This window comes from Rouxiella badensis, assembly GCF_026967515.2.
In the GTDB taxonomy this organism is placed as follows: Bacteria; Pseudomonadota; Gammaproteobacteria; order Enterobacterales; family Enterobacteriaceae; genus Rouxiella; species Rouxiella badensis.
In genome coordinates this window covers 1095894-1120295 of record NZ_CP114062.1, presented here as the reverse complement: position 1 = coordinate 1120295, position 24402 = coordinate 1095894, and the positions used below count along the sequence as shown (strand labels likewise).

Annotated in this window: 22 protein-coding genes; 16 read left to right on the top strand and 6 right to left on the bottom strand. The window is 49.7% G+C overall.

Going from position 1 to position 24402, the window contains the following annotated elements; translation table 11 throughout:
- Positions 1-14: 14 nt before the first annotated feature.
- From rfbA to O1V65_RS05255, 12 genes are all read left to right on the top strand, one after another.
- The gene (gene rfbA, locus O1V65_RS05310) at positions 15-890 is read left to right on the top strand and encodes a glucose-1-phosphate thymidylyltransferase RfbA (RefSeq protein WP_017490055.1); all 876 of its coding nucleotides are present in this window, start codon (positions 15-17) and stop codon (positions 888-890) included.
- A 1-nt stretch (position 891) separates the two neighbouring features.
- On the top strand, positions 892-1428 hold the full coding sequence (gene rfbC / locus O1V65_RS05305; RefSeq protein ID WP_017490056.1) for a dTDP-4-dehydrorhamnose 3,5-epimerase: 537 nt from the start codon (positions 892-894) through the stop codon (positions 1426-1428).
- On the top strand, positions 1425-2279 hold the full coding sequence (rfbD, locus tag O1V65_RS05300; RefSeq protein ID WP_017490057.1) for a dTDP-4-dehydrorhamnose reductase: 855 nt from the start codon (positions 1425-1427) through the stop codon (positions 2277-2279). Before rfbC ends, rfbD begins: the two co-directional genes overlap by 4 nt.
- Positions 2280-2360: 81 nt before the next feature.
- A complete protein-coding gene (locus O1V65_RS05295) occupies positions 2361-3311 on the top strand; it encodes a glycosyltransferase family 2 protein (RefSeq protein ID WP_227955123.1) in 951 nt (316 codons plus the stop codon).
- A gap of 98 nt (positions 3312-3409) precedes the next feature.
- Positions 3410-4618, top strand: a complete 1209-nt coding sequence (locus O1V65_RS05290) for an O-antigen ligase family protein (protein ID WP_227953094.1) — start codon at positions 3410-3412, stop codon at positions 4616-4618.
- A 13-nt stretch (positions 4619-4631) separates the two neighbouring features.
- Positions 4632-6023, top strand: a complete 1392-nt coding sequence (locus O1V65_RS05285; RefSeq protein WP_227953092.1) for a group 1 glycosyl transferase — start codon at positions 4632-4634, stop codon at positions 6021-6023.
- A gap of 375 nt (positions 6024-6398) precedes the next feature.
- Entirely contained in the window at positions 6399-6854 is a 456-nt protein-coding gene (locus O1V65_RS05280; RefSeq protein ID WP_227953091.1) for a sugar 3,4-ketoisomerase, read from the top strand.
- Positions 6844-7401: a GNAT family N-acetyltransferase gene (locus O1V65_RS05275; protein WP_227953089.1), complete on the top strand. Its 558-nt coding sequence runs from the start codon at positions 6844-6846 to the stop codon at positions 7399-7401. The genes O1V65_RS05280 and O1V65_RS05275 overlap by 11 nt, the downstream gene beginning before the upstream one ends.
- Positions 7402-8505 carry a DegT/DnrJ/EryC1/StrS family aminotransferase gene (locus O1V65_RS05270; protein ID WP_227953087.1) on the top strand — a complete coding sequence of 368 codons (1104 nt, stop codon included), beginning with the start codon at positions 7402-7404 and terminating at the stop codon, positions 8503-8505. It begins immediately after the preceding gene.
- Positions 8506-8658: 153 nt separating this feature from the next.
- Complete coding sequence (locus O1V65_RS05265; protein ID WP_227955120.1) at positions 8659-10404, top strand: hypothetical protein; 1746 nt, start codon at positions 8659-8661, stop codon at positions 10402-10404.
- 206 nt (positions 10405-10610) lie between these two features.
- Positions 10611-12809, top strand: a complete 2199-nt coding sequence (locus O1V65_RS05260; RefSeq protein ID WP_227953083.1) for a polysaccharide biosynthesis tyrosine autokinase — start codon at positions 10611-10613, stop codon at positions 12807-12809.
- A 152-nt stretch (positions 12810-12961) separates the two neighbouring features.
- Entirely contained in the window at positions 12962-14314 is a 1353-nt protein-coding gene (locus O1V65_RS05255) for a flippase (protein ID WP_017490065.1), read from the top strand.
- A gap of 55 nt (positions 14315-14369) precedes the next feature.
- Here the strand turns inward: O1V65_RS05255 and O1V65_RS05250 are convergent, their stop codons facing one another.
- The 4 genes from O1V65_RS05250 to O1V65_RS05235 all read right to left on the bottom strand — a co-directional run bounded on the left by O1V65_RS05250 (position 14370) and on the right by O1V65_RS05235 (position 18855).
- Positions 14370-15488 (bottom strand): S-(hydroxymethyl)glutathione dehydrogenase/class III alcohol dehydrogenase, encoded by a 1119-nt coding sequence (locus tag O1V65_RS05250; RefSeq protein ID WP_017490066.1) that lies wholly within the window; start codon positions 15486-15488, stop codon positions 14370-14372.
- Positions 15489-15542: 54 nt separating this feature from the next.
- On the bottom strand, positions 15543-15818 hold the full coding sequence (locus tag O1V65_RS05245; RefSeq protein ID WP_017490067.1) for a metal/formaldehyde-sensitive transcriptional repressor: 276 nt from the start codon (positions 15816-15818) through the stop codon (positions 15543-15545).
- 160 nt (positions 15819-15978) lie between these two features.
- Positions 15979-17451 carry a pyridoxal phosphate-dependent decarboxylase family protein gene (locus tag O1V65_RS05240; protein WP_017490068.1) on the bottom strand — a complete coding sequence of 491 codons (1473 nt, stop codon included), beginning with the start codon at positions 17449-17451 and terminating at the stop codon, positions 15979-15981.
- Between the two features lie 18 nt (positions 17452-17469).
- On the bottom strand, positions 17470-18855 hold the full coding sequence (locus O1V65_RS05235) for a diaminobutyrate--2-oxoglutarate transaminase (protein ID WP_026110281.1): 1386 nt from the start codon (positions 18853-18855) through the stop codon (positions 17470-17472).
- Positions 18856-19183: 328 nt separating this feature from the next.
- Here O1V65_RS05235 and O1V65_RS05230 point away from each other — a divergent pair, with 328 nt between their 5' ends.
- Entirely contained in the window at positions 19184-20212 is a 1029-nt protein-coding gene (locus O1V65_RS05230; protein WP_269130248.1) for a glycosyltransferase family 9 protein, read from the top strand.
- 78 nt (positions 20213-20290) lie between these two features.
- The gene (locus O1V65_RS05225; RefSeq protein WP_269130512.1) at positions 20291-20701 is read left to right on the top strand and encodes a GNAT family N-acetyltransferase; all 411 of its coding nucleotides are present in this window, start codon (positions 20291-20293) and stop codon (positions 20699-20701) included.
- A 58-nt stretch (positions 20702-20759) separates the two neighbouring features.
- Here the strand turns inward: O1V65_RS05225 and O1V65_RS05220 are convergent, their stop codons facing one another.
- Positions 20760-21317, bottom strand: a complete 558-nt coding sequence (locus O1V65_RS05220) for a TetR/AcrR family transcriptional regulator (RefSeq protein WP_227955117.1) — start codon at positions 21315-21317, stop codon at positions 20760-20762.
- 155 nt (positions 21318-21472) lie between these two features.
- Between O1V65_RS05220 and O1V65_RS23130 the strand changes: the two genes are divergently transcribed.
- Positions 21473-21562 carry a Hok/Gef family protein gene (locus O1V65_RS23130; RefSeq protein WP_081601379.1) on the top strand — a complete coding sequence of 30 codons (90 nt, stop codon included), beginning with the start codon at positions 21473-21475 and terminating at the stop codon, positions 21560-21562.
- A 111-nt stretch (positions 21563-21673) separates the two neighbouring features.
- On the opposite strand, the gene fusA is transcribed toward O1V65_RS23130, so the two are convergent.
- Positions 21674-23779 (bottom strand): elongation factor G, encoded by a 2106-nt coding sequence (gene fusA / locus O1V65_RS05215; protein ID WP_017490073.1) that lies wholly within the window; start codon positions 23777-23779, stop codon positions 21674-21676.
- A 260-nt stretch (positions 23780-24039) separates the two neighbouring features.
- Between fusA and O1V65_RS05210 the strand changes: the two genes are divergently transcribed.
- Positions 24040-24399: an ArsR/SmtB family transcription factor gene (locus O1V65_RS05210; protein WP_269130247.1), complete on the top strand. Its 360-nt coding sequence runs from the start codon at positions 24040-24042 to the stop codon at positions 24397-24399.
- Positions 24400-24402: the final 3 nt, after the last annotated feature.

Genomic DNA, 24402 nt, shown 5'->3' with positions numbered 1-24402 from the left:
AAGGTGACAGAATCATGAAAGGTATCATTCTGGCTGGCGGCTCAGGAACGCGTTTATATCCCCTTACCCGCGGTGTATCGAAGCAGTTGCTCCCTATTTATGATAAACCGATGATCTATTATCCGATCTCTGTTTTGATGTTGGCTGGTATTAAAGACATTCTTATTATTACCACACCCGAAGATAATGATGCATTTGTTCGTCTTTTGGGTGACGGTTCCCAATTTGGTATTTCACTGCAATATGCTATTCAGCCAAGCCCGGATGGTTTAGCCCAGGCCTTTATTATCGGCGAGGATTTTATTGCCGGTGAAAGCTGTGCACTGGTCCTTGGTGATAACATTTTCTTCGGTGAAAGCTTCGGTCGTAAACTTGAGCACGCGGTGAGCAATATTGATGGCGCTACCGTCTTTGGCTATCAGGTAATGGATCCAGAGCGTTTTGGCGTCGTAGAGTTTGACGAAAAGAATCGCGCTATTTCCATTGAAGAAAAGCCGACTGAGCCTCGTTCAAATTGGGCGGTAACCGGTCTTTATTTCTACGATCATCACGTTGTTGAAATGGCAAAGCAAATCAAGCCTTCGCACCGAGGTGAGCTTGAAATCACCACGCTGAACGAGATGTACCTGAAAGCTGGTAACCTGAAAGTTGAACAATTGGGTCGCGGTTTTGCCTGGTTAGATACAGGAACACACGACAGCCTGCTCGAAGCTTCTCAATTTATTCATACCATTGAGAAACGCCAGGGCTTTAAAGTGGCCTGTCTTGAAGAGATTGCCTTCCGTAAAGGCTGGATTTCGCATGAACAAGTTGCACAACAGGCGAAAATTCTAGCAAAAACCGGCTATGGAAAATATCTGACCCAGCTGATTGAATTTAAGGACATCTAACATGGAAATCATTGATACTCCGCTTGTAGGCGTCAAAATTATTCAACCTAAGGTGTTCGGCGACAGTCGTGGTTTCTTTCTTGAGACATTTGAGAAAAAACGTTACCAGCAAATGTTGAACATCGATCTGGAGTTTGTTCAGGACAACCATTCACGCTCTAGCAAGGGCGTCTTGCGCGGCATGCATTTTCAGACTGCTAATCCTCAAGGCAAACTGGTGCGCGTAGTTCGTGGTGAAGTCTATGACGTGGCCGTCGACATTCGCCCTGAGTCTGCTTCCTACGGCAAGTGGTACGGCGTACTGCTTTCCGAAGAGAACAAGACCCAATTTTGGGTACCACCGGGTTTGGCACACGGCTTTGTGGTGCTGTCTGATGTTGCTGATTTTGAATATAAATGCACCAATTATTATGCGCCAGAGCTTGAAGCCTGTCTGATATGGAACGATCCGGACGTCGGCATTGAATGGCCAATCGATAACCCACTGCTGTCAGACAAAGACAAACGCGGCAAAACACTGCGAGAACTGGTTAAATGAAAATTTTACTGACGGGTGCCAACGGACAGTTAGGACGTTGTTTTCAGGACAGGCTCCCGGAGGGCTGGCAGGTGCGCGCTCTGGGATCTGCCGAACTGGATATCGGCAACAAATCTCAGGTTGAAGAAGCCGTACTTTCATGGAAACCCGATGCCATCGTCAACGCGGGTGCCTACACCGCCGTTGATAAAGCAGAGAGTGAACCTGAATCCGCTGCTCGTGTAAACACGCTGGGTCCTGAAAACCTGGCTCACGCCGCGCGTAGCGTCGGGGCTAAACTGATCCATGTCTCTACCGATTATGTATTCGACGGTAAGGGCACCCAACCTTATCGTGAAACGGATACAACGAATCCTCTTGGCGTGTATGGTAAGACCAAACTTGACGGCGAAAACGCTGTTCAGGCCATTTTACCTGAAGCGGCGATTATTCGTACCGCCTGGGTGTTCAGCGAATACGGCAGTAACTTCGTGAAAACGATGGTCAATCTTGCCGAAAAACGTGACGAACTAGGCATTGTAAGCGACCAACGTGGCTGTCCGACCTATGCAGGCGACCTGGCAACTGCAATCATTGAGCTTCTTCAAAGCAACGCCCAAGGGGGCATTTACCATTTTGGCGGCGATCGTGAAGTTTCGTGGTTTGAATTTGCGGATAAGATCTTTGATGTTGCCGTTTCTCAAGGGCGAATCGAGAAGAAACCGACGCTTAACGCAGTGACAACTGATCAATACCCAACGCCTGCACGACGTCCGGCCTATTCTGTCCTTGCCGGCGAAAAGATAAAGTCTTTGGGCGTACAGCTGTCAAATTGGGAAGCCGCGCTTACTGAAATAATTCGCAAGTTTTGATTTAAACACCAAAGTCTTAAAGCTTACTCATTTAAGGTTAGCGATGGGTAAGCTTAAAAAGATCCTGAACGCTGAGACGCTATGAGAAAAATAAACGTTATCCTGGCTACGTATAACGGTGAGAAATACGTAACAGAGCAGATTCAGTCCATTTTGTTAAATTTCGAACATTTACCAGAGTACGACTGCCACATTCTGGTTTCGGATGATAATTCTTCTGATAATACCTCGGCGATTATCCAACGTTTTAACCAGCAGGATCCACGGATAGAGTTGCTCGATAACGGTAAAAAAGGTGGGCCTCGGGAAAACTTCAATTATTTGATTGCCAATACCGACGCGGACTATACGTTCTTCAGCGACCAGGACGACCTGTGGCTGCCAAATAAAATGCGCTTGTTCATCGACAGATTTATCGAACTTGAACAACAGCAAAGCGGCCCGATACTCCTGCATTCAGACCTTTGTGTGGCTGATAAAAATCTGTCACCCGTGCATATTTCAATGTTTACGTATCAGAATTTGAATCGTAATCCTGACTTTGCCGCGCTGATCGTCAGTAACTCTGTCACAGGCTGCGTGATGGCCCTTAACCGCGAGCTTCTGATTGAGACTCAGAACAGCCGCATCAGCGAGTCCATCATGCACGACTGGTATATTGCCCTGCTGGCTTCTTCTACTGGCCGCATTAGTTTCCTGGATAATTCGCTTATTCTTTACCGTCAGCATGGTAACAATCAGGTAGGTGCTAAATCAGCCTCACTGGGTGACATGCTGTTCGGCGCATCAATGAAGAAAAAATTCACGCGCGCTCGTGAGTCAGTCATGAATACGCGTGCGCAAGCGCAGCTTTTTCTCGAAGATTACGGACACGTGCTTAAACCCAAAGATAAATCCTTGTTGACTGCCTATATTGAATCGTTTGAAAAAGGGATATTCTCTCGTTTCAAATTATTTAGCAGCCACAGCATTCGTAAAACCGGTCTGGTACGAAATATATTCTTTTTCATTATTTACGTACTAGGTTGCTAAGCCCGGCACTGGCTGAGACATTACTGTGGGTTGTCCCGTTTTCGCTATGCCTGGTGAAGCAACTATGCAATGCCATAGCCAGGTAAAAGGTTATTCGAATGTTCACGATCAATGAACCGAAAAAGATTCTGTCCAAAATTGCTATCTATCTCATCATGGGCAGGAGCTTTTTGTGCGTGCCGATGATCGGATTGCATTTAATATGCGATTCGAGAGCGATGGCACGTTTCTTTAAGCTCGTAATGCCTCTGGCGTTGATGATTTTCATTTTTGCGATTTATTCTCTTAACAACCTGAACCAAATGTCGAACGTAATAGGTCAGGTGCGTGACATGATGCTGACGTTTGTAGTCTTTGGCTTCCTGGCCTCGATTCCGGCAAGTTTCGGAGGAGAAGTCTTGGCATATAAGGCGCTAAAAAATGCAGCCGTATTTATCGCGATTGCTAAAATCGTCATCCTGGCAATAGGTGCGGTTACCGGCATAAGCCCGCTCGTCATCATTAAGCTCATCTCGAAGGTGTGGGATATTCACTTGATGACCCTGGGGGTAGACGACAGCTTCCTGACCCGTTTACAGATTCCTATCGACTCCGCGACACCGTTCTTGCTTTATGTCTTGCTGAGCGAAATTCTGCTGAGTACTCAACACCGCATCAGAAATAACATCTGTTTTTTGCTGTTGCTGTTTTCTTTGCTGCTAACCTTCTCACGATTCTTTTGGGCATCGGGCCTGATGCTGATGGCGTTAAGTTTTATCTTTAACTCGAAAATGCAGACCAAAATGACCTATTTGGTCATCTTTATGGCGGTGGGTTATTTTCTGTATGCCTTTACGCCGCTCGGAGATTTTGCAGACAAGATTGTAGGCACGCGCTTTGGTGCGAACGTAAACTCAAGCTCCGATATTTATCGTGTAGTGCAAACAACCGCATTATCCGAGCGAATCTGGGATGATCCAATATTTGGTCATGGAATAGGTTACTACCTGCCCAGCCTGATTCGTGCGAAAGATACGCCCTATCTCTATGAGAACCAATCACTGTCAATGATTATGGACCTTGGGTTCGCTGGCGTAGTCGTGTTTTTGCTGACGTTGGGTATGGTTATCTTTGGTTATTGCTATAACCGCATCGAAAGTAGATTTATCAATATTGCGCTAAGTTTACTCTTCCTGGCACTTTGGATAACCGGCGGCTTCTTTAACCCATTACTGTTTGGCTCATCCGGCGGCGTTATTTTGTTCTTCGCCGCTCGCCACCATGCAATTGTGGACGGTTTCAAAGAAGATACGCCTAATAGGGTGTGACGGCAGGAGCAGCATGAAAACGTTTATTCAGCCTTTCAGACAAAAAGCATTTGATGCCTCTGATTTAGAAGAAAACCTAAAAATTGCGGAAGTCTATGGGTCACTTTTGCATACCGTGGATATTGGGCAATATGACGATCCTGAGTTGGAACAGGCGCTGATTAACAAAGCCGAGGCGCAGCTGCCCTCTCTGGCGCCAGACGTTCCGGTGAAGGATTGCCTTCACGTTATTTCAGAAGCTTATATCATCGGTGGCCACACGCGTTTGATGGAAAAGCTGGCCGCAATGCACCCGGCTTCACCCGATTTATTAATTACGCGTAAAGCTGATGATAAAGCCCTGACGCGCGCTAAAACGCTGTTTAGTCAGGTCCATGTGCTTTCAGCAGATAACCTCGTCGATAAAGTGACTGAAATACGTCAGTGGGTCGCGCAATATCAGCGCATTGTGCTGCATATTCACTGTGATGACATTGCCGCCGTCGTCGCCTGTGGCCTGGTAAGAAAACGTCAACAGACTCAGGTTTATTTCGTTAATCATGCAGACCACGCCTTCACCTTTGGCAGCTCAATAGCGGATTACTATTTCCAGTTGAGCAGCTATGGAGCACGTCTGGATTTGAACAAAACCATTGCGGGACGCTCTTCGTTTCTGGGCATCCCGGTGGCAGATATTCGCGCTGAGCATGCGGCTTACCACGCAGAGCCGCTTAATTTCTTCAGCGCGGGGTCAGCCATCAAGTTCAAACCCTTTCGTGGCCATGATATGCGGCCGCTTATCAAACTTATTTTGAACACCTGGAAGAACGCTAGCTTTACGCTGGTTGGCATTAATCCGATAACCAACTTATGGTGGTGGCCGTTAAAGATTCGCTACGGAAAACGTATTAAGATACTTAGGTACTTACCTTACGAGCAATATCTTGCACTGGCCAAAGAAGCAGATTTTTACGTCGACAGTTACCCGTTCCCGGGCGGAACTGCCTTCGCTGAGCAGGTTCTCGCAGGTAAACGGGGAATTGGATTAATCTCACGAATACAGGGCTATTCGCCGGCCGATAAGTTGAAAAGAAAAAGTATTGAAGAAGTTCTGCATACCATTAGCCATTACGACGATCAGGGGGTTGTGGAAGAGATAATTGACGTTAACGGCTTTGAAGGGGTCAAGGCTCGCTATCTGGGTTGTCTTTACGAGTCTCAACCTTCGACGCTGAATATGGAAAATCTGGTACCGTGGGAGGGGGATACAACCTGCCTGCAAGTTCGTAATACCGTTTTTACTCCGGTAAGTCCGGTCGTTATGAATTATCTCTATCGCAATGACCGGAAACTTTTTATGCGCCTATTCCTAAGAATGTCGGTATTTAACAAGGCTTTCATCGTGTGGAATGCATTAAAAGCTTAATGGTAAGGTATGCGGCTGATTTAAATAATAATTATGGCATGGGTTTCTAATAAATCTTGACGTCGGCACGCGTGGGCTGCACTCAAAAACAGACCAGAAGTAAATCAATAAATTCGCTCACAAAACTGAGCACTATAATAATTAAATTATAAAAATTTCAAATATGCCATGACGGCGATATTGTGCATGCAATGCGGTCATCGAAGACATTTATGATATAAAAAATTTATTCCACCAGGGATGTCTGTCAATACACGTTCGTTGATGAACGTGATAGAAGAGCCAACTGTTCGGGCAGATGGCATAAGTATTGGCTTAAGAGGTCGAACCTCAAGGCCCCAAATCATAACTAATCATAAGGTTAGAGGCATTATTATGAATTTATTTACACACACTGATAAAGCAGACTCCTTGCAGCCGCCACAGCATTCGGTGATAGACCTGGTGACTTTTACCGATGAACGTGGCTGTTTGGTCAGCGTGGAATCCATGAATCAAGTTCCTTTTGAAATCAAAAGGCTTTTCTACATCTTCAATACCAATACCAATCAAAATCGCGGCTTTCACGCCCACCGTCGTGACAAAATGTTCCTTATTTGTCTGGTCGGTAAACTGCGCGTTCGCCTGAATGACGGGATGAAAATCAGCGATCACTGGCTGGACAGTCCCTCTAAAGGCCTGTTGGTCAATGACATGGTGTGGGTAGAAATGCATGACTTTAGTAAAGACTGTGCATTAGTGGTGCTCTCAAGCGAAAAGTATGACAAAGGCGATTACATTCACGATTACGATGTATTCATCGAAGAGGCAAAGGCCAAGTATGAAGAATAAATATGGCAAAACCATACTGCTTCGCCCCGTTGAAACCAGCGACTATGAATTTGTTCACAGCCTGCGTGTTGCCCCAAAAAGTACTCAATTTTTGACACCGGTTGATGATGACCCGTTGCAGCAAAAAGTGTGGCTCGAAAACTACAAAAAACGCGAAGCCGCAGGTGAAGAATATTATTTCATCATTCAACGTATCGATAATCAGCAGCCCATAGGTTCTTTGCGTGCTTACGGCGTCGATCGTGAGAAAAGTATTGCCCACTGTGGCAGCTGGATTCTCAATGAAAATAAAACCATGACCTCAGCAATCGAAAGTATTTTGCTGATGCTGGAATCTATGAATGATATAGGGATTGGTGTGTTAGTTGTCGATGCACGTAAAGACAACGCCCCCGCCTTACGCTTCATCAAGAAGATATCGCATCGCTATCACGGCGAGGATGAGACGAATCATTTTTACGAAATCGATGTCCCGGTAATGTTGGCGACTTTCTACAAAGAAAATGAACACTTTATTTTGCCAGATGCTCCAGAAAAGGATGCGTAAATGATCAACTTTCTCAATCTCAAGAAAATCAATACACCCTATGCGGAAGAGCTTAAAGCAGCAAGCGCACGCGTGATTGATTCCGGGTATTACATTCTCGGGCCTGAAGTCCGCAAGTTTGAGCAGGAATTTGCGGCATTTTGTGGGGTGAGAACGTGTATCGGATTAGCGTCCGGACTCGATGCACTTGTGCTTGTGCTTCGCGCCTGGAAACTGCTGGGTAAAATCAAAGACGGTGATGAAGTCATCATTCAGGCCAATGCCTATATCGCCTGCGTATTAGCGATAACAGAAAACAATTTAAAGCCGGTGTTTGTAGAGCCGGACGCCGATAGCTATAACATCGACGTCAGCAAAGTTCGTGAAGCGATTACCCCAAATACCCGAGTGATTATGCCAGTACACCTCTATGGCTACCTCTCCCCGATGCCAGAAATCATGGAAATCGCGCGTGAGTTTAACCTTTTGGTGCTCGAAGACTGTTCTCAGTCTCACGGTGCTACCCTTGATGGACATCGTGCAGGCTATTGGGGCGACGCCTCGGCGTTCAGCTTCTATCCGAGCAAAAATCTCGGAGCGCTGGGTGATTCTGGTGCTGCAACGACCAACGATGAAGAACTTGAGGCAACCCTGAGAGCACTTCGTAATTATGGTTCACAAGAGCGTTATTATAATATTTATCAGGGTGTTAATAGCCGACTAAGTGAAATTCAGGCTGCTCTGCTGAGTGTCAAGCTAAAGTACTTCTGGCCGGAAGTAGAGAGTCGTCGCAGCATTGCAGATCGTTATCTGGCGGGCATCAGCAACCCGTTGATTAAACTCCCCGTGGTTAATACGCCTGAGCAACATACCTGGCATCTTTTCGTTGTGCGCAGCGAACAGCGTGATGCGTTGAAGGCCTATTTGTACGAGAAAGGCATTGATACGATCATTCACTACCCTAAACCACCCTATTTACAGGAAGCCTATCCTGAAATGAATCATTTGAGCTTCCCGCTCAATGAGGCTATCCATGATGAGATTCTAAGTCTGCCTGCAGACCCTTCTCTGTCGTACGCTGACGTTGAACATATTATTAACGCGTGTAATGCCTTCCGTGGATAAACTGACCGTACCGTTGTGTACTTAATACTTCTGTCGGAAATGACGTGCTGTTCCGGCAGGCTTACCATTGTACAAAAAATTTATTGTCCCAAGGTTAATTGTACAGGGGTTAACTGCCGGTGAAATCTGGCTCTAACCAGGGGTCGTACAGCGATGACTATTTCCCGCAGACGCTTTTTTAGCTGGCTCGTTCCTTCGGCTCTTGCCGGTTGGATGGGAGGCAGAGCTCAAGCGTACGAGCCTGTGCAGCACGCTCAGGCAACGCAGGCGCAGCTTTCGGCGGCCTCTGCCGTCCAACAGTTAAACTCCAATAGTGGCGCCGGCCTCTCTGGTTACGCCATTCGTCAGAAATATACTCGCGGCACCGTCGGCGCAAAGCTCAATCATTTCATCACGATTGAAGATTTTGCCGATGAAAATAGTGCCGCCGGTGATTGGAGTTCAGCGATTAAGGCGGCAATTGATTATGCCGTCGAGGCAGGGATACACGATGTTTATGGTACGGGAACTTACACCCTGAGTAGCCCCGTCGTGATATCAGGAATCTTGGGCAATAAAGGCCTTAATTTGAGCCTTTCGCACCTGATTGCCAATAAAGACTGGCCTCAAAACTACAGTCTGTGGGATGCAAAGCCGATGATTCTTATCGGTGATGATACCCAGGTCACCGGGTTGAATCTGCGCATCAACATGTTAAACGGTGCGGGACGTGCAGACGGTATTCGTGCTAACCAAGCCGGTTTCTCACTTTCTCACCTACATATTGGTGATGCCAGAGACTGTATTCGCGTTATTGCGAATGGCGAACAAATCTGGCCAAACGCCTCAGTACAAATAACCGGCGACTTTTGGACGGAAAACTGGCTTGGCGTTTATTTATCACGCGGCACCAAAGGAACCAGTCCTATTTCTGAAGCCTGGAAAATAGACGTAAAATTTATTGCCAATAACCGTTACGGTGGAATCTTAATTCGAGGCGGGTCGCAATATACTCAAATTGCAGGCGACTACGACTATAATGGCCGCTATCTTTCGATGGTACAAGTTGATAGTCTGGATGGCCTCAAAAGAGGAATGTTTGTTACCAATGGCCGGGCGAATTCTGAAGTGTTGATGGCATTTCAGGACCAGCATAAATCCTGGCTGATGTTGATGGAGGTTGAAGATGTTTCTGCGCATCAGGGAACAAACAGCAGCTTCCAAAAAGGTCAAACTCTGAAAGCCTCTCGCGGGTCTTCGCCTAAAAGGAGGATATTAGCCGCACATCGCTGTGCGGATAATGAGTCAGGAACAAACTACATCGATATCCTTCACGATTTTGAAGGTGAGCCATTTGCAAAAATACAGGCTGTGCTAGGTTACTGCAGCGGTATTTACGGTTCGATGATGTTTACGTCGTTTATTACGGCACAAAATAGTTTCTCATCCACGACGGATAATTTGCGTGGGCTGGGGATAACTAATTCAGGGACGATACTGGCTCTCTATAATAAGGCAGAAAGTGATACCGCCTTCGCCAATATCACCTCTGACTTCGTAAATTTCCAAAAAAAACTTTATATGCAGTCTCGACTGTATGAGGGAACGGGCGTTGCACAAGTAATTAGACGTTCAACCTCTGAGTTCACTACCCTGTTTAGCCTGCAAGAATCACAGGAAGATCGATATTTGCAGGAGCTGAATCTGTATAAGGTGTATATCAAAACCAATATTCTCGGTGTGGCCGGTGAGTTTTTGGTCAGTCTGACGTCTGACTCTTCGGTAAAAGAACCTATGGTTGCTCAGGCAGTACTTTGGAATCAGGGCGCTTTTGCATGGCGAGTATCGGGTTATGATTTCCAGGTTAGGCAAGACTTAGTCGACCCAATGCAGTTTGTTGCCAATATATTGCGTGTTTGAACAATAATGCGTCATTTTCAAACCGTAAACCTGGGCATTAGGCCAGTACAGGAAATAAAAAAGGAACCCGCATATCGACTCATACCCTTAAAGCAAACGGCGTATGCCGAAGTGACTGTTTGGCTTCTTCCTGAGCTGCTAGTATCTGTTTATACGAAAGTTCTTTTAAGCAAAATTCCATAACCACATTGATTGCGGGATTAACAATGTCAGAGAAACGAGACGCAACATTAGCCAAGATAGAAAACAACGCCAATAATTTGGACCTGGGGCGCTTATATGGCGCAATACTCGACGACCGCTGGCTTGTGGTTATTACCGTAGCAGTAATGATGGTGTTTGGCGTAATTTTCTACTTTTTCGCCACTCCAATCTACAGTACTGATGCCATGGTACAGGTGGAAAGTAATCCGGGTTCTACTCTTCTCAACGATATTCAACGATACTTGCCTGACTCCCAGCCTAAATCAGATGCTCAAATCAAATTGATTGAATCTAAGCTGGTCCAGTTCAAAACTATCGAAGATTTACATCTAGACATTGAACAGCAAGAACACTTTTTTCCTTTCTTCGGGAAAGGTTGGGCTCGTCTGACGCATGCACCTGTTAGTGAGCTCGAAATAAGCAAACTTGACGTTCCTCCCGCCGCGATGGGCTTCTGGCTGACGTTCACTGTAACGGGCCCAAATACCTATACCCTCAGTAATGAAGGTAAAACGGTACTCGAAGGCACAGTGGGTGAGCAGCATACCCAAAATGGAATCACGATTACCGTTGATTCAATGGAAGCGGTAAAAGGCACCGTATTTACGGTACGTAAAGTGCCAATCCGTGACGCCTATGACAAGCTGGTCGCAAGCCTGTCGGCAAACGATGCCGGTATTGATACCGGGATGATTGAACTCAAAATGAAGGGTGAAAACCCGAACAGAGATCAAAAAGTCCTTAACAGCATCGCGAATAACTTCCTGTTGCAGAACGTTGAGCGAAATTCTCAAGAAGCGGCAAACAGCCTTGAATTCTTGAAACAGCAATTACCTATGGTCCATAAAGACCTGGATGATTCTGAAGACCGCCTGAACGCCTATCGTCAAAAGCGTGATTCTGTTGATATGAGCCTCGAGATCCGCTCCGCGCTCGATACCATGGTCAACCTGGACAACTCGTTAAACGAATTGACGTTTAAAGAAGCCGAAATTTCTCAACTTTATACTCCTGAGCACCCTACTTACCGTGCTCTGCTTGAGAAACGTAAGATTCTTGAAGACGAAAAAGCGGCATTAAACAATAAAATCAGCCAGTTGCCACAGACCCAGCAACAGTTGATGCGCCTTACGCGCAACGTTGACTCTCAGCAGGAAATCTTCATGCAGTTGCTGCGCAAGCAGCAAGAGTTGAGCATCAATAAAGCCAGTACCGTAGGTGACGTTCGTATCGTCGACTTCGCCACCTCTGAAGTTGCGCCTGTCTTCCCGCGTCTGGGACTGATTGAAGTTATGGCCGCGATTTTAGGTGCAATGCTGGCCATTATTTTCATCGTGATGAAAATCATGATGCGCCGTGGTATTGAAGGTGCGCGGGAACTTGAAGAGCAAGGCATTACCGTTTACGCGAACGTTCCTTTTGCCTCCAATCAAAGCCGACTGGCCAGCATCCCTATCCTGGGTAATCTGAGCAAGAATAATAAGGCCAAGAAGAGCAGAGAAGTCCTGGCTATCACCGACCCGGCCGACCTTACCGTCGAATCGCTGCGTAGCCTGCGTACCAGCCTGCACTTTGCGATGATTGAAGCGAAAAACGATATCCTGATGATTACCGGTGCGGTACCTCAGGCAGGTAAGAGCTTCATCTCCGTTAACCTTGCGGCCGTTATCGCGTTGACCGGTAAGAAGGTGCTGCTGATTGACGCCGACATGCGTCGCGGTTCTGCACACGAATACTTCGGCTTCAACCCACGTAAAGGGCTTTCAAGCGTACTCGCCGGACAGCAGACGGTTTCTGAAGTCATTCATGAGACCGAGATCCCGGAACTGCAGGTGATTACCCGTGGCCGTACGCCGCCTAACCCAGCAGAACTTCTGACCAGCAAGCGTTTTGAAGATTTACTGGAATGGGCTAACCAGAACTATGATCTGGTGGTTATCGATACCCCGCCGGTGCTGTCCGTAACGGATGCCAGCATCATCGGTCAGATTGTCGGTACAACCATGATGGTTGCGCGCTTCGAACTCAACACCGTTAAGGAAGTTGAGGTCAGTATCAAGCGTCTGGAACAGAGTGGGGTTAACGTTAAAGGCTGTATCCTGAACGCCATCGTACGTCGCTCTGCGAACTACTATAGCCAGAACTACAGCTACGACGCATTCTATACTTACGAGTACAAACGCCACATCGATAAAGACTAATCGTGCAGGCCTAGCGGGCTGCCAGGCAAGTCATGTGCCAGTCCGAATGCACCCTTTATAACCTTGAGATAAAAGGCTTATAAGTTCTCTGGTGTATTCGGTACTGGCATTTTTTATTGCTAAATTTCCTGTCTACCAGGCCAACGTTCACCATGAAACAATACATCTCGAAGATCTTCAGCAGCGGATTTATCCGCAATATATCCTGGAATTTGCTGGGATATGCCCTGCCGGTCCTGGTTGCGATCGTTATGATCCCGGTAGTCATGAAGCACACAGGTCTGGAACGTTTTGGGGTTCTGACTCTCATCATTGTGCTGATAGGCTCAATGACCGTCTTTGATTTTGGTATTACACGCTCGGTCACCAACTCGGTGAGAAAATATCTCGATGAGAAAAATGAGCGGGCCATGCTGACCGTGGTGAAAACCGGTTGGTTAATGATCACCTGCGTTTTATTGGTGATTTCGGTACTGTTCTGGGTCGAGAGCCGTTGGATAGCCGAGCATTTCTTTAACGTATCCAATCAGCAGATACGTGAAGAGATCGCCGGTAGCATGAAGATTGTGGCGTTTAGCCTGCCATTTGTTATCGCACAAACCATTTTTGTCGGCGTAATGGAAGCCTTTGGCGCCTTCAAGAAGATAAGCATCGGAAAGGCCCCTTTTTCGATCCTGATGTATCTGGTTCCAATGATCATCTCATTCTTCACCCCAAGTCTGTTCTACATCACCCTTTCACTGTGCATTTTACGCTGCATTATGGCCGTCGCCTTTTACCTGATGATGCGCAGCGAAATTAAAACGGTAACGCCGATTTCGCTGATGAGCGTCCCGACCACCAAAGCTATCGCACTCGAACTGGTCAGGTACGGTGGCTGGGTGTCGGTGGGGAACATCATTGCGCCGATTATGCTCTATATCGACCGCTTCTTTGTTGCGTCTATCGTCGGGGCCACGGTGTTTGCCTACTACACCACGCCTTACGATGTGGTTTCGCGTATCGCCATCGTCGCGGTAAGCGTTTGTGGCGTACTGTTTCCGATGCTGGTCACCAAGATTGCGACCGATATTCGCAGTGCTAACGCCTACTTCAACAAAGTCATGCTGGGGATTTTCGCGATACTGGTTATCCCTGCGGTAGCCGGAATCTTCCTGTCGAAATGGTTCCTGTCGGTGTGGATTAATCCAGGATTCGCCGAACACTCGTGGATCATCTTTTCGATGTTTCTGGCGGGGTATCTGGTGCACGGTCTGGTTCAACCGGCCTTCGTGTGGATCCAGGCCTGTGGAAAGCCGTGGATTATCGCGATGTGTGAGATTGTCGACCTTGCGCTGTACGTGATTTATCTGCCGTGGATGACCCATCATTATGGGATTATCGGCGCGGCCATCGCCTGGAACTTCCGTATGCTGCTGAGTCTGGTAGTGCTGCACACCCTCCGCTATGTGCTCTATTCCCGCGAGCTTAAACGCAGTCGGTTGGTTGTTTCTACCCTGTCTTGACCCTGATAATGCCCCGCTCTGCGCCTCTCAGCGCAGAGCGGGGTGACGTAGAGGGTTACTTCTCGCCGAAATGAATTACCGTACGAATTGATTTGCCTTCGTGCATCAGGTCAAACGCTTCGTTGATGCTCTCAAGCGGCAGCTTGTGGGTGATAAACGGATCTAGCTTGATTCTACCCGCCATCGCATCCTCTACCATCCCCGGTAACTGAGAACGCCCTTTCACACCGCCAAACGCTGAACCACGCCATACGCGGCCAGTCACCAGTTGGAACGGACGAGTACGAATCTCCTGTCCTGCGCCCGCAACGCCGATAATCACGCTCTCCCCCCAGCCCTTGTGGCAGCATTCCAGTGCGGCACGCATCACGTTGACGTTGCCGATACACTCGAAGCTGAACTCCACGCCGCCGTCGGTCATCTCAACAATCACCTCCTGAATCGGTTTATCGTAATCATTTGGATTGATGCAGTCTGTTGCGCCCATTTCACGCGCCAGCTCGAATTTGCTCGGGTTGGTGTCGATGGCAATGATGCGACCGGCTTTAGCCTGTACCGCGCCCTGAATCGCCGCCAGGCCGATACCGCCGAGGCCAAAAATGGCCACGTTGTCGCCCTCTTTCACCTTTGCAGTGTTATGTACCGCACCGATACCGGTGGTCACGCCACAGCCCAGCAGGCACACTTTTTCCAGCGGCGCTTCAGGATTGACCTTGGCCAGCGAAATCTCCGCCACCACGGTGTATTCGCTAAAGGTGCTGGTGCCCATGTAGTGATAGATAGGCTCACCGTTGTAGGAGAAACGAGTGGTGCCGTCTGGCATCAGCCCTTTACCCTGCGTCGCACGCACGGCCTGGCACAGGTTGGTTTTACCCGATTTACAGAACTTGCACTCGCCGCACTCGGCGGTATAGAGAGGAATGACGTGGTCGCCCGCCTTCAGCGTCGTTACGCCTTCGCCGACTTCTACGACAATACCGCCGCCCTCGTGGCCCAGAACCGCCGGGAAAACACCTTCAGGATCGTCGCCTGACAGGGTAAATGCGTCAGTGTGGCAAACGCCGGTATGGGTGATTTTTACCAGCACTTCGCCTTTTTTCGGTGGAGCGACGTCGATTTCGACGATTTCAAGCGGTTTGCCAGGCCCAAATGCTACGGCTGCACGTGATTTCATAATGCTTCCTATCGGTAGATAAACAGGTGGCCTTGTCGCCGGTCGGCGCGAAGGCTATTTCAAATAAGACCGGATGAAGCCAGAGATTTCATCGGTACACTGAGTTCGTTCGTTGAGGGAAGGTTCACCCGCCAACAACGTGTCTTTAAGATGAATTTCCATCATCTCGGCCATCAGGCCATTTGCGGCACCGCGAATGGCGGCTATCTGCTGGAGCATGGCAACGCAGGGAACATCGCTGCCCAGCGCGCGTTCCAGCGCCTCAACCTGTCCGCCAATGCGTCGGATACGGGCTAAGACCTTCTTTTTATCTTCTGCTGAATTTGGCATTCATCGGATCCTTTATACTATAGGGGGGTATAGTATATGCATAAATGAGAGATGGCAATATTGAGTGTAGATAAAGTGGGGGGAATTTCAGGCAATAAAAAAGCCGATAACATCGAGATGTTATCGGCTTTTCAGAGCGTTTAACCGCTGTAGAGACGTATTACGCCGTCAGCAGTTTCTGCGCGGTGCTTTCAACCAGCGCCAGCAGGACTTTGATGTCTTCCAGCGTAACGGTTGGGTTCAGCAACGTCATTTTCAGGCAGGTGATGCCGTCAGATTCAGTGACGCCCACGTTAGCGCGGCCAGAATCCAGCAACGCATCGCCAATCTTCTGGTTAAGCAACGCAATATCTGCATCGCTGCTTGCTGCCAGATGCTCAGGACGGAAGCGGAACAGTACGCTTGCCAGCTGAGGCTCCATCACCAGCTCCAGCGCTGGCTGCTCGGTCACATACTGTGCAACCTGCTGAGCCAAGGTCACGCCATGGTCGATAATCTCTGCGTATTGCTTCTGACCCAATGCTTCCAGACCCATCCACAGTTTCAATGCATCGAAACGACGGGTAGTCTGCAGCGATTTGGATACCAGGTTTGGCACGCCCTGAGCTTCATCAAACTCGGAGTTCAGGTAAGCCGCCTGGTAGCGCATCAGCTCATAGTGGCGCGCTTCTTTGAGCAAGAAGGCACCGCAGCTGATGGTCTGGAAGAACTGCTTGTGGAAGTCCAGAGTAATGGAATCCACCAGCTCAATGCCGTCCAGATAGTCGCGATATTTCTCAGAAAGCAGCAGTGCACCACCCCAGGCCGCATCAACGTGCACCCAGATGTTGTGTTCTGCCGCCAGCGCAGCGATATCACGCAGTGGGTCAATCGCGCCCGCATCGGTAGTACCCGCCGTGGCAACGATAGCCAGAATCTGCTCGCCGTTGGCTTTCGCCAGTTCCACTTTCTCACGCAGATCGTTGAGATCCATACGCGCAAAGCGGTCGGTTTTCACCAGAGTCACCGACTGATAACCCAGACCCATCAATGCCATGTTCTTCTGCACAGAGAAGTGTGCATTTTCAGAACAGAAGACTTTGATCTTCTTCAGGTCACCGGTCAGACCGTCCTGCTGTACCGAGTGCCCCTGACGCGCAAAGAAAGCGTCACGGGCCAGCATCAGACCCATCAGGTTACTTTGGGTGCCGCCGCTGGTGAACACACCTGCGTCGCCAGCCTGATAACCTACCTGAGAACGCAGCCATTCAATAAGCTTAATCTCAATGATGGTTGCTGATGGGCTCTGGTCCCACGAGTCCATACTCTGGTTAGTGGCGTTGATCAGCACTTCCGCAGCCTGGCTTACCACCAGGCTTGGGCAATGTAAATGTGCGACGCACTGAGGGTGATGCACCGACAGGCTGTCTTTCAGGAAGAACTCAATCGCACGTTCAATCGCCGCCTGGTTGCCCAGACCCTGTGGATTGAAATCCAGGGTAATGCGTTCACGCAGCTCAGCAACGGTTTTACCCTGATACATCTCGGGTTGTTGCAGCCACTGCACAACCGCCGCGCTACTCTGGGCAATCGCCTGCTGGTAGGCTTCAGTACTTTGCGCAGAAGCTGCCAGAATCGGGTTTAACTTGGACATTAGGGTAAATCACTCCACTCAGACAGGTTTGATGCCAGCGGCCAACAAAGCCTGTTCGAATTTATCCAGGAAAATACCCAGTTCTTCATTGCTGATAAGCAGGGATGGCAGCAGGCGCAGTACGCAACCGCCACGACCGCCACGCTCAAGGATCAGCCCAGCTTCGAAACATTTTTTCTGCAACAGTGCGGACAGCTGTGGATCGGCCGGGTAGCTACCCATGTGATCCGGCGCTTCGTTAGGCTTGACGATTTCCATACCGATCATCAGACCCAGGCCGCGAATGTTGCCGATAACCGGATAACGTTTCTGCAGCTCGGCCAGCTGGCCTTTCAGCCATTCGCCCTGCGCAGCCACTTTATCGGCCAGATTATTTTCTTTCATGTACTTCAGCGTGGTCAGGCCGGTTGCCATAGCAAGCTGGTTACCCCGGAAGGTTCCGGTGTGGTGACCCGGTTCCCAGGCATCGAACTCTTTCTTGATACCGAGAACGGCCAGCGGCAGGCCGCCACCCACGGCTTTAGACATAACGATGATGTCAGGCTCAATACCTGCGTGTTCAAAGGCAAACAGCTTACCGGTACGGCAGAAGCCAGCCTGAACTTCGTCGATGATCAGCAGAATGCCGTGTTCGCGAGTCACTTTACGGATGCGCTGCAGCCATTCGACAGGAGCAGGGTTAACACCGCCCTCGCCCTGAACGGCTTCCAGGATCACGGCCGCAGGTTTACGAACACCGCTTTCCACGTCGTTGATCAGGTTTTCGAAGTAATAGGTCAGTGCCTTAACGCCAGCTTCACCGCCAATACCCAGCGGGCAGCGGTACTGGTGTGGGTAAGGCATAAACTGCACTTCTGGCATCATGCCATTAACGGCTTCTTTCGGAGACAGGTTACCTGTTACCGCCAGTGCGCCATGGGTCATACCGTGGTAGCCACCGGAGAAGCTAATCACGCCAGTACGGCCAGTATGCTTTTTAGCCAGTTTCAGCGCAGCTTCAACGGCATCAGCACCGGATGGACCGGTGAACTGCAGGCAGTACTCTTTACCCTGTCCAGGCAGTAAAGACAGCAGGTAAGCCGAGAACTTGTCTTTCAACGGCGTCGTCAAGTCAAGCGTATGTAACGGCAAGCCGCTAGTAATGACATTTTGGATGCTTTGCAGTATGTCAGGGTGATTATGACCCAGAGCCAACGTTCCCGCTCCAGCCAGGCAGTCAAGATATTGATTATTCTCAACGTCGGTGATCCACACGCCTAACGCTTTGGCGATAGCCAAAGGCAGCTTGCGAGGATAACTCCTAACATTCGATTCAAATTCAGCTTGTCTCGCCAAATAGGTTTCATTGTTTCCATTTAATGAATTTGCACCTAAAGTATCAATACGGACTTCATCCGTCATCATATCTCTCCTACAACTCGGGTTATCAGGAACGCCGCAGTTGAATAAATTGAATTGAAAAATTAACCGCTGTGAAAAATCGCGGCCAATATAGGGCTTTTGGGGTATCTTCTCAATAATTTATTTTGTGTAGATTTGTTTATCCTTTTCTATATGAATCAATATGTTGTTGATTTATTGCCCGATCATGCCACAGATAACCTGCCGAGTGGCGTTTAATAAGGCACGAAAAAACCCATTTTGGCGGAAAAAACCGACCTTTCAGGGGCCGATAACAGGTAAAAAAAGCAGCCAGTACCGACTTTAAAGCAATGTGAATCAACGGATAGCTATGAAACTCAGCCCCGACGACATTCTTTTCCATCGCGGCAGTCTTCTCGACGCCAATGGATTAATCCACGCATCCTACGATTTTGAGCAGGATGACCAAATTTTCGGCGACTACTTTGCCTTGACGCCAGAAATTGGCGTAGCCAATGCCTCGTCTCAGCCTATTGAAACAGACTATTCAACGATAAAAACTCTGCACATCATCAATGGCATGGGTGTCGCTCTTGGCGACTCCATCATTGGACTCACCGCGATTCAAGCCTTACGAACGTTCAATCCTGCGCTCGAGGTTAAAATTTATCGGCCCTCGAAGGCACCCGATTACGTCGAGCAACTCTATGCTTTAGCCGAAGGCAAGGTCGCACACTGCCGGCCCCTTCCCGTTTCACTAAAGGCAATCCCCGAGCAGGATCTACGCATCGATATTGGCAATCATGTTTTTTGGCCCGATTTCTCGACCTTGCCGATGATTGACTTCTTCCTTCAGGCGTTGGGTGTCGCTCCTGACGCGGTATCGCCGTTACTTAAGCGTAACCACTGGCTGCAACAGCTCGAGTTGCCCGCGATCGCTTCACCCTGGCACAGCGGCGGTTATGTGCTGTTTTGCCCGACTGCGAGCACGCCTATTCGCAGCATTCCCGCGAACCTGCACGTCGGCATGGTTGAGCAGCTGTGGCAGAAATATGCACTCCCGATACTCGGGTTTGCGGATGTCGTTCATCCTCGTTACGTGAATATTAGCAGATTCTCAACCAGAACTGTTCATTTTTTAAGCTGGATTAAACATGCAGCCGCATTAATGACCTGCGATTCGGCAGCAGTGCATGCCGCAGCAGGCTTTGAGATCCCCACGACTGCGTTTTTTACCTCGATCTTACCGGAGTTCCGCGTGCGGGATTACCCGCTATGTACGTCGTTTGTCGTGGACGTCCCTGAGCTGGCATTGATGCATACCAGTTCACAGAGTGCGCACATCGCCGCCGTCGAAAAGGCATATCAAAGGCTCGCTAATGATTTACGCCTTCTGTAAGGTCTTTTTTTTGGGATAATCTTTAGGCGGAGACGGATGAAAAAAGATTAAGCCGCATGGCGTCGCGGTGAATACGTCATAACAACCGATAAATCTCCCCTCGACAGGACATTCATTCACGCTTTCCTGAGCCGTTCGACGTGGGCCAAAGGCATCAGCCGGGAACGGCTTGACGCAGCCATCGACAACAGTCTGTGTTTTGGGCTCTATAAAGGCAGTGAGCAGATCGGATTTACACGGCGGGTGACTGACTTCGCCACCTTTGGTTATCTCTGCGACGTGTTTATTATCGAGCACCATCAGGGACAGGGGCTCGCGCGCTGGATGATGAATTATTGTCTTGAACACCCGACCTTAACGCAACTGCGACGCATTATGCTGGTGACCTCAACGGCCGCCGGGTTGTATGAAAAGGTGGGCTATATGCCGGTCAATACCGATAACTTTGTCTGGCAGATAAACCGGCCGGAAATTTATCAGCAGAGCTAAAACTCCCCGCTTCCTGCGTAAGGAATGCAGCAAGCAAGGAGGATTTTATAGCCGCCTCTCAGCCAAGCATCTTAAGTGCGGCATCAACCACTGACTGCATCTCTTGGCTGCTGCGGCCTGTTTTGCCTACCACCCTCATTCCCTGCGTCATACAGAGAATGGCCGTGCCGACAATTTCTTCATTAACCGTCGAGGCTATCGAATCGTCCTCTTTGCCCCGGAGAATCAGCGCCTTGAGCATATTTTCACTCGCGGCGAGGCTGAGCTTCAGCTTGAGGGCAATCTCGTCGTCAAACGTTAACAGCTCCGTGGTGCCGCTGACGACCAGGCACCCGAGAATTCCCTGTTCACCCTGCGCCGAATTGGCGTAAAAACGCAGCGCATGTTCCAGTTGCTCTCGCCCGGTTATCCCCTGCGAGATGTTGGCGTCTAGCTGGGCATTGCGCACGCTTTTATAACGATCGAAGGCGGCAATAAAGATCGCGCGCTTGTCTTTAAACGCCTTATAAACGCTACCGGAGGCCAGCTCCATTGCCTGGGTTAAATCGCTGATTGAACTGGCGTGAAATCCGCGTTCGGAAAAGACTTTTATCGCCTTGTCCAATGCCTGATCCATGTCAAATTCTCGCGGTCTGCCGCGCTGTCTTGAAATGATATTTTTTTGAGAGGAAATTTTATTTTCATTCATCAGCTCAATATAGAGAATGATGATTTCCTATACAAGAGGTACCTTGAAGCCCCTAACATTAAAAATATTAAACCTTTGACTTTATAATAACGGGCGGTGAGGTATGCGAGTTACATATCAAACGAGGAAATACAGAGATTGCGGCTTTCATGGCCTGTGAACCCTTAAGATAGGGCAAACCAGGGGGGAGTTCGCTCCCACTGGTTGGATTGGCAAACAGTACTCCTGAGCCTCCTTTATTAAAAAGCCAGCCCTTTCAGGCTGGCTTTTTATATTACTTTCAATCACCTGGAACGCGACGAGATAATCTCATCGGCGACGTTACGCGGCGCTTCAGCATAGTGGTGGAACTCCATGCTGTAAGTCGCGCGCCCTTGAGACATTGACCGCAGCACCGTCGAGTAACCAAACATCTCCGACAGCGGGACTTCGGCCTTAATCAGCTTGCCCCCGCCGCCCAGAATTTCCTCCATGCCCTGCACCGTCCCGCGCCGCGAAGACAGGTCACCCATCACACTCCCCGCGTAGTCTTCCGGTGTTTCCACTTCGACTCGCATAATCGGCTCAAGGATAACCGGACTCGCTAACCGTGCCGCCTCTTTGAACCCAAAGATAGCCGCCATCTTGAACGCCATTTCCGATGAGTCCACCTCGTGATACGACCCAAAGGTCAGCGTCACTTTGACATCCACCACCGGATAACCGGCCAAAATACCCGTGTTGAGCGCCTCAACCACGCCTTTCTCCACCGCAGGAATAAATTCACGCGGGACAACGCCGCCCTTCGTCGCATCGATAAAGGAAAAACCTTTGCCCGACTCCTGCGGCTCAAGCGTGAAAACGACGTGGCCATACTGGCCTTTACCGCCCGACTGACGCACAAACTTCCCTTCGACGTCTTCGGCTTTCTTACGCACGGTCTCACGATACGTCACCTGCGGCTTGCCGATGTTCGCTTCAACGCCAAATTCGCGCTTCATGCGATCGACGATAATCTCCAGATGCAGCTCGCCCATCCCGGAAATAATCGTCTGCCCAGACTCCTCATCGGTGCGAATACGGAACGACGGATCCTCTGATGCCAGGCGCTGTAACGCGATGCCCATCTTCTCCTGATCGGCCTTGGTTTTGGGTTCAATGGCCTGCGAAATCACCGGCTCCGGGAACTCCATGCGCACCAGCGTGATAATCTCACTCGGATCGCACAAAGTTTCCCCGGTCGTCACCTCTTTTAGCCCTACACAGGCGGCAATATCACCCGCACGGATTTCGTCCACCTCGTGACGCACGTTGGCATGCATCTGCACGATACGCCCGATACGCTCTTTCCTGCCGCGAATCGGGTTATAGACACTGTCACCCTTCGACAGCACGCCAGAATAGACGCGCACAAAGGTCAGTTGGCCGACGTAGGGGTCGGTCATCAGCTTGAACGCCAGCGCGGAAAACTTCTCGCCGTCGTCCGCGTGACGATGCACCTCGTTGCCGTCTTCGTCGGTGCCGATTACCGCAGGAATATCCAGCGGCGAAGGCATCAGCTCCACGACGGCGTCGAGCATGCGCTGTACGCCCTTGTTCTTGAACGCACTGCCGCAGAGCATCGGCTGAATTTCACCGGCAATCGTACGCTGGCGCAGCCCGAAGGTGATTTGGTCTTCGCTCAGCTCGCCCTGCTCAAGATATTGGGTCATCAGCTCGTCGCTGGCTTCTGCCGCGGCCTCAACCATTTTCTCACGCCATGTCTCGGCGCTCGCCTGCAACTCGGCGGGAATCGGGGCATAGCTGAACGTCATCCCCTGCGTCGCGTCATCCCAAAGGATCGCGCGCATCTTGCGCAGGTCAACCACGCCGGTGAAGTGCTCTTCGCTGCCGATTGGAATAACAATCGGCACCGGGTTCGCCTTCAGCCTGTCAATCATCATCTGACGCACTCGGAAGAAGTCAGCGCCGGGGCGGTCCATCTTGTTGACGAACGCCAGACGCGGAACCTTATATTTATTGGCCTGACGCCACACCGTTTCAGACTGCGGCTGCACGCCACCGACGGAGTCATAGACCATCACCGCCCCGTCGAGAACGCGCATCGAGCGTTCAACTTCGATAGTAAAATCGACGTGCCCGGGCGTATCGATAATATTAATACGATGCTCGTCAAACGTGTGGTCCATCCCCCGCCAGAAACAGGTTACCGCCGCCGAGGTAATGGTGATGCCACGCTCTTGCTCCTGCTCCATCCAGTCCGTTGTCGCTCCACCGTCGTGCACTTCACCTAATTTATGGTTCATGCCGGTGTAGAACAGGATGCGCTCGGTGGTGGTCGTTTTACCGGCGTCGATGTGTGCCGAGATACCGATGTTACGGTAGCGCTCGATAGGAGTTTTGCGAGCCATATAATGTCCTTAGTAGAGGATGGCTAATGAATCAGGCGGGAACCATTTCCCGTCGGCGTTGATAGATTGCTGTACCGCGAAAGCATACTACAATTGTACGAGTATATACGAACAATCGTTGTTTACTATCAGTGCTATCGTCCTGCTCTTTGGCAGGAACATTGCATCGGCAAGCGGCTGTGGGCTATGATCCGCGCCTTGCAAAGCCTCGTGCCATCCGGGCTTTTACGCCGACCCTATGAGTATCGAACAGGAAAGATATGATTGCCAACCACCCTGAACGCGAGCAGATCCGCCTCGAAAATGTCCTGACTGCGTTAGGCAATCCATTACGTCTTGCGGTGATACAAAAGCTGGCAGACGGGGGTGAATATCCCTGCGGCATGCTGCTACAGGGGTTATCGAAATCGACGCTGACTCACCATTGGCGGGTGCTACGTGAGAGTGGGGTTATCTGGCAGCGCCCTGACGGTCGTGCCAATCTGCTGTCGTTGCGCAGAGAAGATTTAGATGCGCGATTCCCTGGCCTGCTGGACTCGCTGCTGCACGCGGTTGAAAACGACAATATCACGCTGGAATCCACCGCCCGACATCAACGAAACGACGACGCGGCAAAATAAACG